The sequence below is a fragment of the Streptomyces sp. NPDC107559 genome, assembly GCF_055657365.1.
In genome coordinates, this window is sequence record NZ_JBVKBD010000001.1 from 180,859 (window position 1) to 191,342 (window position 10,484).

The window sequence follows — 10,484 nt, forward strand, 5'->3', positions numbered from 1 at the left end:
GACCCGGCCGGACGCGGCGGCCGCGCCGGTCCCGGCAGCCCGCTGGTTGCCTGCGCCCTCGTCCGCGCCGCCCTCGCCGCCGTCCCGGCCACCGCGGTCGCGCCGGCCGCCCGGCTCGTCGGCCGTCTGTGGTGCGCTCCGGGCCGGGCCCTCGGTCGGCTGCTGCGGCTGCGGCTCGTCGCTCATGTCGTGCACGGACTCCTGTTTCGCGTCGTACGTTCCCGTACGCCCTCGTACGCCTTCTCTGCCCCCAGATAAAGACTGTCGCATCAAGCGTTTCGTTCCCGAAAATCGGCACGCGTTCCGCCGGAAATTGCGTGGTGTGCCCGGTCACACGCGCAGTAGGCTCCTGCGCTTCGGTGCCGGGAGACCTGGAAGGCGGTGGACGTGGGCGCGGGACGGTTGTACGGGGCCGTCGCGGCGGGGGGATTCCGACGGTACGCGACGTACCGGGTGGCCACCGCCGCGGGGGTCTTCACGAACACTGTTTTCGGCCTGATCCTGGTCTACACATATCTGGCACTGTGGGACGAGAAACCGCACCTGGGCGGCTACGACCAGGCGCAGGCAGTGACCTATGTGTGGCTGGGACAGGCCTTGCTGTCCACGCTCGCCCTGGGCGGTGGCGGGGTCGAGACGGAGTTGATGGAGCGCATCCGCACGGGGGACATCGCGATCGACCTGTACCGGCCGGCCGACCTCCAACTGTGGTGGCTGTCCGCCGACTTGGGCCGGGCCCTGTTCCAGCTGCTGGGACGGGGCGTGGTGCCCTTCGTGTTCGGCGCGCTGCTCTTCCCGACCGCGCTGCCCCAGGACCCGCTGACCTGGGTGGCCTTCCTGGCCGCGGTGGTGCTGGCGATGGTGGTCGGCTTCGGGGTGCGCTTCCTGGTGGCGCTGAGCGCGTTCTGGCTGATGGACGGAGCGGGCGCGCAGCAGATGTCGTGGATCGTGGGGGTCTTCTGCTCGGGGATGATCGTCCCGCTCAACGTGTTCCCGGGCGAACTGGGCGACGTCGTACGGATGTTGCCGTGGTCCGCGCTGCTCCAGGCGCCGGCCGACGTGCTGCTGGGCGAGGCCGGTCCGTGGTCCACTTACGCCTTCCAGGCGGGGTGGGCGGTGGTGCTGCTGGGGGCGGGGCGGCTGGTGCAGTCGGCGGCGACGCGGCGGGTGGTGGTGCAGGGTGGGTGAGCCCATGCGGTTGCGGTTCACGGAGGGCCTGCGGGCGTACCGGCTGATCGCCGGGATGTGGATCCGCTCCACGATGGCCTACCGGGCGTCCTTCGTCATGACGACGTTCGGGAACTTCGCGGCGACCGCGCTGGACTTCGTGGCGATCCTGCTGATGTTCTCCCGGGTGGACGCGCTCGGCGGCTGGTCGCTGCCGGAGGTCGCGTTCCTCTACGGCCTGTCCGGGATGGCGTTCGGGCTGGCCGATCTGGCGATCGGGTCGATGGACCGGCTGGGCAGCCGGGTGCGTGACGGAACGCTGGACACCCTGCTGGTGCGGCCGGTGCCGGTGCTCGCACAGGTGGCCGCCGACCGGTTCGGGCTGCGCAGACTGGGCCGGGTGGTGCAGGGGGCGCTGGTGCTGGGTTACGCGGTGGCGTCGCTCGACATCGACTGGACCCCGGCCAGGGTGCTGCTGATGCCGTGGATGGTGGTGAGCGGCTGCGGGATCTTCTGCGCGGTGTTCGTCGCGGGCGCGGCCTTCCAGTTCGTGGCGCAGGACGCCTCGGAGGTGCAGAACGCGTTCACGTACGGCGGTACGACGCTGCTTCAGTATCCGCCGACCGTCTTCGCCCAGGACCTGGTGCGGGGGGTGACGTTCGTGCTGCCGCTGGCCTTCGTGAACTGGCTGCCGGCGAGCTATGTGCTGGGGCGGCCGCTGCCGCTGGGGCTGCCCGGCTGGGTGGCGTTCGCCGGTCCCGCGGTGGCGGTGGCCTGCTGCGCGCTGGCGGGCCTGGCCTGGCGGGCGGGGCTGCGGGCCTATCGGAGTACGGGAAGTTAGGAGGGACCCGGGGCATGGACGACGGCACGAGCGATACGGGCGACGGCATGAGCGATACGGGCGACGGTGTGAGCGGTGCGGACGACGTGGACGGCGCCCTCGGAGAAGGCGGTGTCCTCGGCGAGGGCGGCGCTCTCATCGAACTCGACCGGGTCGAGAAGGTCTTCTCCGTGCGCAGGAAGACCGGCTTCCTGCGGCGGGAGTCGCGCCAGGTGCGGGCGGTGGACTCGATCTCCTTCACGGTGGCGCGTGGGGAGATGGTGGGCTACATCGGGCCGAACGGCGCCGGGAAGTCGACCACGATCAAGATGCTGACCGGCATCCTGACGCCCAGCGGCGGCCGGCTGCGGGTCGCGGGCATCGACCCGTCCCGTGAGCGCGCGCGGCTGGCACGGCGTATCGGGGTGGTCTTCGGGCAGCGGACGACGCTGTGGTGGGACCTGCCGCTGATCGACTCGTACCGGTTGATACACCGTATGTACCGCATCCCGGACGGCCGCTACCGGGAGAACCTCGACCGGTGCGTGGAACTGCTCGAACTCGGCGACCTGCTGGACGTTCCGGTACGGCAGCTGTCACTGGGGCAGCGGATGCGCGGTGACATCGCGGCGGCCCTGCTGCACGATCCGGAGGTGCTGTACCTCGACGAGCCGACCATCGGCCTGGACGTGATCTCCAAGGCCAGGGTGCGGGAGTTCCTGCGCGAGCTGAACGCCGAGCGCGGCACGACGGTGCTGCTGACCACGCACGACCTCCAGGACATCGAGCAGTTGTGCTCACGGGTGATGGTGATCGACCACGGGCGGCTGGTCTACGACGGTGCGCTGGCGGGACTGCACGAGGTGGGGGAGAGCGAGCGGACGCTGGTGGTGGACCTGGAGCGGGAGGTGCCGCCGGTCGAGGTGCCCGGGGCGCGGGTGGTGAAGGTGGAGGGGCCGCGGCAGTGGCTGGCCTTCCCCGCGGCTGCGTCGGCGGCGCCGCTGGTGGCGCGGATCGCGGCGTCGTACCCGCTGGTCGATCTGTCGGTCCGGGAGCCGGACATCGAGGCGGTGATCGCCAAGATGCTGTGGTCGACGGACACGACGGACACGACGGACACGACGGACACGACGGACACGACGGACACGACGGACACGACGGACACGACGGATACAACGGATGCAACGGACACGACGGAGACCGCGTCGGGGATGGAGCAGGGAGAGGGGACCCTCGACCCCCCGTCGGAGCGGGCCACCGCGTAGTGCCGGGAGCCGGGAACTCGTAGGCTGTCAGGCATGACCGACGATGCCCCGGAGCTGCGTGCCTCCGACGCCGATCGTGAGCGAGTCGCCGAGGTCCTGCGGGACGCCGTCGCCGAAGGCCGCCTCGACATGGAGGAGTTCGAGGAGCGGCTGGAGGCGACGTACAAGGCACGGACGTACGGCGAACTGGCCCCGATCACCCGCGACCTGCCGTCGGCCGGAGTCACACCGCCCACCATCTCCCTGATCAAGGAGCCCGAGGGCGACGGGAGTTGGGCGGGACGGATCGTCGGCGGCGAGGGTTCGTCGCCGTGGGCCGTCGCCGTGATGTCGGGCTTCCAGCGCAAGGGGCGCTGGACGATGCCGAAGCGGTTCAACTGCTTCGCCTTCTGGGGCGGCGGGGAGATCGACCTGCGCGAGGCGAACTTCGCCGACCGCGAGGTGGAGATCAACTGCGTCGCGGTCATGGGCGGGTTGAACGTCATCGTGCCGCCCGGCGTCGAGGTGGTCGTGCGCGGCATCGGCATCATGGGCGGTTTCGACCACAGCCAGGCGGGCGTGCCGGGGGACCCGGGGGCGCCGAGGGTGATCCTGAGCGGCTTCGCCTTCTGGGGCGGGGTGGGTGTCGAGCGCAAGGTGACACGGGCCGAGCGGCTGCGCCTGAAGGAGGAGCGGCGGCAGGAGAAGCTGGACCGCAAGGCGGAGATGAGGGACCTGCACTCGACCTTCCGCGACGAGGTGGAGGGCGCGCACCGCAAGATGCTGGACGCCCACCGCGACCTGCGGCGGGCGCACCACGAGGAGCGCCGGGAAGCCCAGCGCGAACGCCGTGAGGCCCGCCGCGAGGAGCGGCACCGGCGGCGCTACGACGACTGAGCGGTCCCCGCTGCCCCGGGCCGGGGCCGGGGCCGGGGGCCCTGCCCGGTCCGCTCGGCCCTGTCCGCCGGATCTCCGCTGGATCTCCGCCGGATGTGCATCGGACGTGCGGCGGACGTCCGCCGGACGTCCGCCGACGCTTTGCCGGTCACAGCCGCGCCGGAGCCGACCCCTTCAGATCGTCCAGGTCGAGCGCCCCGGCCATGGCCCGGTAGCCCTTGTCGCTGGGGTGGAGGTGGTCGCCGGAGTCGTAGTCGGGGCGGAACGCGCGGGGGTTGTACGGGTCGCGCAGCGCCTCGTCGAAGTCGACGACCGCGTCGTACACCGTCCCGGCCCGGATCCCGGCGTTGACCTCCTGGCGGACCTCCTCGCGGACGCCGGTGTAGCGGGGGTGACCCTGGAAGGGCATCAGTGTCGCGCCGACGACCTTGATCCCCCGGGCGTGCGCCTGCCGTACCAGCTCGCGCAGGCCGTCGAGGATCGCGTCGGGGTCGGCACGCTGCTCGTTGCGCAGGATGTCGTTGACGCCGAGGTCGATGACGACGACCTTGACGTTCGGGCGGGCCAGTACGTCCCTGGCGAAGCGCTTCAGGCCGCTGATGTTGCCGGCGGGGTTGCCCGGCCCTCCGTCCACGAGGACGCGGTTGCCGCTGATGCCCGCGTTGACCACGCTGTAGCGGGGCGCGTCCGTACCCGAGCCGAGGGCCGTCCGCAGCCGGTCCGAAAGGGCGTCCGGCCAGCGGCGGTTGGCGTTCTCGGTGGAGGTGGCGCCGTCGGTCAGCGAGTCGCCGAGGGCGACGACGGTGCCGTCGGCCTCGGCGCTCAGCACGTCCAGGGCGGTCAGATAGCGCCAGTGGTCGTCGCGCTGCCCGTACGGCGTCCCCGTCGCGTCCTGCGTGTGGTCGCCGTCGGCCGCGTAACTGATCTGGCGGGCCTCCTCGTGGAAGGTGATCGGGCCCGAGGAGGCGGGGGAGTAGGTGCTGACGAGGATGTCGGCGCCGCGCGGGACGGGGAGGGCCACGGCGTCGCTGACCAGCTGACCGCCCGCCGGTACGACGACCGAGGCTGCGCCGCCGAAGGTGAGCCTGCGCATGGTGCCGGTGGCCGCGGCGGCGGTGTCCGCTCCGGCGGCGACGGCGATCGAGGCGTGGGTGACGGTGAGCGGCCGGGTGCCGTAGAGGTTGGACAGGGTGATACGGGCACTCGTCCCGGAGACGCCCGCGTGCACGACGTTGCGTATCGAGCGGCCCGCCGTGCCGTCCGTCTCCGTGTCCGGTTCGGCGCCGGACGGGGAGGCGGACCAGGCGCCGACCCAGACGCCGGTGGAGGCGGGGACGGCGTCGGCGCGGCCGGGGGAGCCGCCGTTCTTCGCGCCGGTGCGGCCGTCGCCGACCGAGACGCCCACGTATATGGCGGCGGACAGGGCCACGATCAGGGCCATGATCGCGGACAGCAGGGCACAACCATGACGCCTGGTCATGCGGCGCGGGTCTCCTCGGGCATGGGGAGCCCGGGGCTCCGCTGTGATCAGCTCATGACGAACGGAGAGGTCCGCCGCGCTTCGAGCCTTCTCGAACCTTCTCGAGCCTTTTTGAACCCTCGCGAGCCTTCTCGAAGTTTCCTCGAACCCTCCTCGAACACGAACGACGGGAACTCTTGTTCCGTTCCAGGAGTCCGTCACTGAGGGGCGAGGAAGGGACAATAGGTCCGAGGGGTAGCGAACGGGTGGAGTGGATGAACGTCACGAATCAGGGCGAAATCGACGAAGCGACCAAAGGGGCCGAAGGGGTCGAGGCGGGGGCGCCCGCCGCGAGCCGGCGCACGATGACCACTTTCAGCCCCGCCGACGAGGAGAAGCGGCGCGGGGTGCGCAGGATGAAACTCACCGCGACCGGTCTGCTGCTCCTCGTGGCCCTCGTCTACGTCCTCGCCACCTGGGCCCGGCACTCCGGTGCCGGGGCCTGGACGGCGTACGTCGCCGCGGCCGCCGAGGCCGGCATGGTCGGCGCGCTCGCCGACTGGTTCGCCGTCACCGCCCTGTTCCGCCATCCCCTCGGCCTGCCCATCCCGCACACCGCGATCATCCCCAACAAGAAGGACCAGCTGGGCGTCTCCCTCGGGGAGTTCGTCGGGGAGAACTTCCTCTCCGAGGACGTCGTACGACAGCGGCTGCGCGCCGTGGGCATCGGCAGCCGCCTCGGCACCTGGCTGGCGGAGCCCGAGCACGCCGACCGGGTGACGTCCGAACTGGCCACCGCCCTGCGCGGTGCGCTGACCGTGCTGCACGACTCCGACGTCCAGGCGGTGGTCAGCGAGGCGATCACCCGCCGCGCCGATGCCCAGGAGATCGCGCCCGGCATCGGGAAACTGCTGGAGCGGATCGTCGGCGACGGCGCTCACCGCCGGGCGGTGGACCTCGTGGTGGCCCGCGCGCACGACTGGCTGGTGCTGCACGGAGACTCCGTGATGGACGCGGTGCAGGGCGGCGCGCCCGGCTGGACCCCGCGGTTCGTGGACCGGAAGGTCGGCGAGCGCGTCTACAAGGAGCTGATGCGCTTCATCACCGAGATGCGCGACATGCCCTCCCACCCGGCCCGCGGCGCCCTGGACCGCTTCCTCACCGACTTCGCCACCGACCTCCAGTCCGACACCGACACCCGGGCACGGGTCGAACGGCTCAAGGGCGAGGTCCTGGGCCGCGGCGAGGTCCAGGACCTGATCGCGTCCGCGTGGACGGCCGTACGGTCCATGATCGTGGCGGCGGCGGAGGACGAGCGCAGCGAGCTGCGGCTGCGGGTGCGGGCCTCGCTGCTGACGCTGGGCGCCCGGATGGCCCATGAGCCGAAGGTGCAGGAGAAGGTCGACAGCTGGGTGGAGGGCGCGGCGGTGCACGTCGTGACGACGTACCGCAAGGAGATCACCTCCCTGATCACGGACACCGTCGCGGGCTGGGACGCCCGCCACACCACGAAGAAGATCGAGGCCCACATCGGCCGCGACCTCCAGTTCATCCGGATCAACGGCACGGTGGTCGGCTCCCTGGCGGGCCTGGCGATCTACACGCTGTCCCGGGTGCTGGGAGCGTAGGCCGGGCGGGCCGTCCGGTCTTCTCGTCCTCACCGGCCATGGAGGTGAGGCTGCGCCGTCCTCACCGGCCATGGAGGTGAGGCTGCGCCGTCCTCACCGGCCATGGAGTTGAGACTGCGCCGTCCTCACTGGCCGTGGAAGTACAGTGCGCCCTTCTCGTTGAAGTACGAGGCGTAGACGCGCCCGAGGACCGGCTTGCCGCGGTACATCCCCACGTACCGGCGGGAACTGTCGACCACGACGGGCCGAGTCATGCAGGCGAACCTGACCCGCTGCTGCGCCTCCGCCCACTGCACGGCGGCCGGATCGACCCGGTCGCTGACCAGGAGCGGGAAGGCGCCGATGCCGGTCTGCATGCCGACCGGCAGACCGCCCTTGGTGTCCTTGGCGTACCGCATCACATGGTCGGTGAAGTCCGAGATGACCGGCACGGTTATCTCCGGGACGGTGGCGGCCACCGTGAACAGATGCAGCCGCGTCGCCATCCAGCGCATCCTGAACTCGGCCCGCCGCCCGACGAGCACGGACACCCCGGCCCAGTCCTCCCACCGCGTCGTGCATCCGTCCGCGGTCAACTGTCTCTCCACGAAAGTCAGATAGGCACCTGGTGCCGACTGCTCCTGCTGTGCGTTCATGGGCGGGATCCTAGGACGCCGTTTCCGGCCGCGGGAAGCGGGCCCGGGGGTGTGCCCGGCGTCCCCCGGAAGGCGGGGAAGCGGGTGCGGGCGACAGAGGCCAGGCCTGGCCTGGCCTAGACCCCCGTGGTGGACCCCGGCCGGACGATCATCAGCACCGTCACGGCCGCCCACAGGAGATTGAACATCCCCGTGAACATGGCCAGCCGCACGGTCGCCTCACGCGTCCCGCCGCCCTCGGCGAGCACCTCCTGCCGGGGCAGCACCAGCACGGCCAGCACGAGCGCGGCCAGCGCGGTCAGCACGATCGAAGCGATCAGCCAGCCACTGCCCAGCACCCCCATGTTGCTCGCCGTGGCGAACCCGAACACGGGAACGGCGACGCCTACGACGGCGTACACCCGGCATATCCGGTGCAGCAGCCGTACGGTCTCCACCGCCCGCGGATCGTCCGGCGCGGCCATCGCCCGGCGCGCGGCGGGCGGAAACATGCTGGCGGCGACGGTGACGGGCCCGATCGCGACGATCGCGGCAAGGACATGGACGGCGAGCAGGAACTTGTTCACGCCCCGACGGTAGGCGGCGCCCCACTGGCACAGAAGTGGCGGGAGTGCCAGAGATCAACGGATTCTTGCCAGCACCTGCCGTGCGGCCGACGCCGGGCTTGTGCCCGCGCCGCCGACCTCACGCCTGCCGGTCGGCGACAGCCGGCACCCGCCGGGCGCCGCGGCCGCGCAGCCTCAAGCCTGCCGGTCGGCGAGGTCCGGTACCCACTAGGCAGGGTGGCCGTACCGCCTCACGCCTGCCGGTCGGCGACGGCCCAGGACGCCAGGGCGACGGCCCCCGCCACTCCGAACACGGCGGGCCAGGCGCCCACCTTCTTGGCCAGCGGGTGTGACCCGGCGAACGCGGCGACGTACGCGGCGCTCAGCGCACCCGCGGCCGCCCCGCCGGCCTGCTCCCGCCACTGCCGGGCGGCCGCGACCCCGGCCACGGCCAGCACGGCCCCACCGAGCTGCCGCTTCTTCGTCCACCGGGCCACCCCGTACCCACCGACGAGCCCACCCGCGGCCACCACCGCACTGGGAACCTTCGCCATGATTACCTCCTCATTTGCCCCCCCTGAGGCTAACGCCCGAGCTCAGCTGGACGGACCTGCCCCCTGGCATACCGGATGCGGTCGTGCCAGTCCGGCCACGAAGGCACGCCAAGCCCCACGGCTCACGGTCATTACCGGTCCTTCCGGATCTTTGGAGTCGCGCACGACGGTGCCGTCCCCGGTCAGTGCGCACTCGACGCATTCCCCGCCCGCCCCGTTGCTGTACGACGATGCGAACCACACCGGATTCCCACTGTCCGCCACCATGCTCAACCTGCGTATTCCTTCAGGACCGTTTCGACCAGCCGGGTCGAGCGCTGTGGGCTCATGGCTGCCGCCCGTAGGCCGTCGAAGGCTCGTTCGTACTCACGGACATGATGCTCGCCCTCCAGGTATACGGCGTCGGTGATGCCGTCCCGGTAGACGAGGTCCGGGTCCTCCGGGGCGAGAAAGCCCAGCATGGTGAAGGAGCCCGTCACCGGGCAGGTGCCCGAGTCGAACGGAAGGACCTGAAGGGTTACGGCCGGCAACCGGGCGCTTTCCAGGACGCGTTCGATCTGGTCCCGCATCAACGACCGGTCTCCGATCACCTTGCGCAGAGCTCCCTCGTACACGATGAACCAGGCTTCGAGGGCGTCCTGGCGCGTCAGCATGGCTTGGCGCTCCATGCGTACCTGTACGGCCCTTTCGATGTCCTCGAAGGCCATGTGCGCACCGGCCCTGTGGAGTTCGGAGGCATAGGCGTGGGTCTGCATGAGCCCCGGGATCAACTCGCACTGGTACTGGCGGAACCTGACGTGGAGCCGGAAGCATGCATGAAGCGCAAACGCTGGGACCTCCCCTTCACGGCGGAGCCGATGGAGGTAGCCGCCCTGCGTGGGGTCGTGCGGCTGCATCTGGGCATCTGGGGCCTGCATGGAATCGCGGACGCGGCACAGCTCTGCGTGAGCGAGTTGGCGTCCAATGTCATCCGGCACGTCGGACCCGGAACCCCGGCCATACTCTCGGTCTCCATGAGCGGGGTGCATCTGCGTATCGACCGACACGCGAGCTCTGCCCACCCTCGTCGACGCCGACATCCACTCGGAGGGCGGGCGGGGCATGGCCCTGGTCGGTGCGATCGCCGCCCGCTGGGGAGTGCAGCTTCAGGTCGACCGCAAGACCACTTGGTGCGAGCTGGCGACGGGACTCATGTCCCCGAACGGGCACGTGGAGGGTCCCGGAGTGCAACGGGCGGAAGCACTGATGGAGTTCTACACAGGTACGAAGCCGCCCTTCCCGCCCGGCCCGGGAAGGCTGGGACGGTCATCGCAGACTTCCTCCACTGGCTCCGTGCGCACGGTTGCGACGTGGACGAGGCGTTGGACCGTGCCCAGATTCGCTGCGATGCCGAGCCGGACTGCTGAAACGAACTGATCGTCTCGTCGGTCCCGGCACTCACCCTGGGACTCCGTTGGAGGCGTGCCCGCGCGCGACAAGCGGAAGTGCCTCGCGCGGGCCGCCCGACCCCTTGCCCTGGGAGGGGTGACCCTGCA

General features: G+C 71.0%; 10 protein-coding genes and 2 pseudogenes. 6 read left to right on the top strand and 6 right to left on the bottom strand.

Annotated features, from left to right (window positions below; translation table 11 throughout):
- The first annotated feature begins 387 nt into the window (after positions 1-387).
- The 4 genes from ACZ7OY_RS00750 to ACZ7OY_RS00765 are packed head-to-tail and all read left to right on the top strand — an operon-like array spanning position 388 to position 4,128.
- Positions 388-1,188 (top strand): ABC transporter permease, encoded by an 801-nt coding sequence (locus ACZ7OY_RS00750; RefSeq protein ID WP_471909387.1) that lies wholly within the window; start codon positions 388-390, stop codon positions 1,186-1,188.
- Positions 1,189-1,192: 4 nt separating this feature from the next.
- Complete coding sequence (locus tag ACZ7OY_RS00755) at positions 1,193-2,008, top strand: ABC transporter permease (RefSeq protein WP_471910335.1); 816 nt, start codon at positions 1,193-1,195, stop codon at positions 2,006-2,008.
- A 14-nt stretch (positions 2,009-2,022) separates the two neighbouring features.
- Entirely contained in the window at positions 2,023-3,252 is a 1,230-nt protein-coding gene (locus tag ACZ7OY_RS00760) for an ABC transporter ATP-binding protein (protein ID WP_471909388.1), read from the top strand.
- Positions 3,253-3,285: 33 nt separating this feature from the next.
- Complete coding sequence (locus ACZ7OY_RS00765; RefSeq protein WP_471909389.1) at positions 3,286-4,128, top strand: DUF1707 SHOCT-like domain-containing protein; 843 nt, start codon at positions 3,286-3,288, stop codon at positions 4,126-4,128.
- A gap of 148 nt (positions 4,129-4,276) precedes the next feature.
- Here ACZ7OY_RS00765 and ACZ7OY_RS00770 read toward each other — a convergent pair whose 3' ends face one another.
- Complete coding sequence (locus ACZ7OY_RS00770) at positions 4,277-5,608, bottom strand: SGNH/GDSL hydrolase family protein (RefSeq protein WP_471909390.1); 1,332 nt, start codon at positions 5,606-5,608, stop codon at positions 4,277-4,279.
- A gap of 254 nt (positions 5,609-5,862) precedes the next feature.
- Between ACZ7OY_RS00770 and ACZ7OY_RS00775 the strand changes: the two genes are divergently transcribed.
- Positions 5,863-7,215, top strand: coding sequence for a DUF445 domain-containing protein (locus tag ACZ7OY_RS00775; RefSeq protein ID WP_471909391.1), 1,353 nt, complete (start codon positions 5,863-5,865; stop codon positions 7,213-7,215).
- Between the two features lie 125 nt (positions 7,216-7,340).
- Here the strand turns inward: ACZ7OY_RS00775 and ACZ7OY_RS00780 are convergent, their stop codons facing one another.
- From ACZ7OY_RS00780 to ACZ7OY_RS00800, 5 genes and pseudogenes are all read right to left on the bottom strand, one after another.
- Positions 7,341-7,850, bottom strand: a complete 510-nt coding sequence (locus tag ACZ7OY_RS00780; protein ID WP_471909392.1) for a levansucrase — start codon at positions 7,848-7,850, stop codon at positions 7,341-7,343.
- A 116-nt stretch (positions 7,851-7,966) separates the two neighbouring features.
- On the bottom strand, positions 7,967-8,416 hold the full coding sequence (locus ACZ7OY_RS00785) for a hypothetical protein (protein ID WP_471909393.1): 450 nt from the start codon (positions 8,414-8,416) through the stop codon (positions 7,967-7,969).
- Between the two features lie 230 nt (positions 8,417-8,646).
- Positions 8,647-8,949, bottom strand: coding sequence for a hypothetical protein (locus ACZ7OY_RS00790; protein WP_385523958.1), 303 nt, complete (start codon positions 8,947-8,949; stop codon positions 8,647-8,649).
- Positions 8,950-8,991: 42 nt separating this feature from the next.
- Positions 8,992-9,216 carry a DUF397 domain-containing protein gene (locus ACZ7OY_RS00795; RefSeq protein ID WP_471910336.1) on the bottom strand — a complete coding sequence of 75 codons (225 nt, stop codon included), beginning with the start codon at positions 9,214-9,216 and terminating at the stop codon, positions 8,992-8,994.
- A gap of 2 nt (positions 9,217-9,218) precedes the next feature.
- Positions 9,219-9,737, bottom strand: a pseudogene (locus ACZ7OY_RS00800) (DUF5753 domain-containing protein); the annotation flags it as partial.
- A 69-nt stretch (positions 9,738-9,806) separates the two neighbouring features.
- Between ACZ7OY_RS00800 and ACZ7OY_RS00805 the strand changes: the two are divergent.
- Positions 9,807-10,340, top strand: a pseudogene (locus ACZ7OY_RS00805) (ATP-binding protein); the annotation flags it as partial.
- Positions 10,341-10,484 lie beyond the last annotated feature (144 nt).

Coding starts and splice junctions, on each gene's coding strand:
- ACZ7OY_RS00755 (WP_471910335.1), top strand. CDS start 1,193: ATGCGGTTGCGGTTCACGGAGGGCCTGCGGGCGTACCGGCTGATCGCC.
- ACZ7OY_RS00760 (WP_471909388.1), top strand. CDS start 2,023: ATGGACGACGGCACGAGCGATACGGGCGACGGCATGAGCGATACGGGC.
- ACZ7OY_RS00765 (WP_471909389.1), top strand. CDS start 3,286: ATGACCGACGATGCCCCGGAGCTGCGTGCCTCCGACGCCGATCGTGAG.
- ACZ7OY_RS00770 (WP_471909390.1), bottom strand. CDS start 5,608: ATGACCAGGCGTCATGGTTGTGCCCTGCTGTCCGCGATCATGGCCCTG.
- ACZ7OY_RS00775 (WP_471909391.1), top strand. CDS start 5,863: ATGAACGTCACGAATCAGGGCGAAATCGACGAAGCGACCAAAGGGGCC.
- ACZ7OY_RS00780 (WP_471909392.1), bottom strand. CDS start 7,850: ATGAACGCACAGCAGGAGCAGTCGGCACCAGGTGCCTATCTGACTTTC.
- ACZ7OY_RS00790 (WP_385523958.1), bottom strand. CDS start 8,949: ATGGCGAAGGTTCCCAGTGCGGTGGTGGCCGCGGGTGGGCTCGTCGGT.
- ACZ7OY_RS00795 (WP_471910336.1), bottom strand. CDS start 9,216: ATGGTGGCGGACAGTGGGAATCCGGTGTGGTTCGCATCGTCGTACAGC.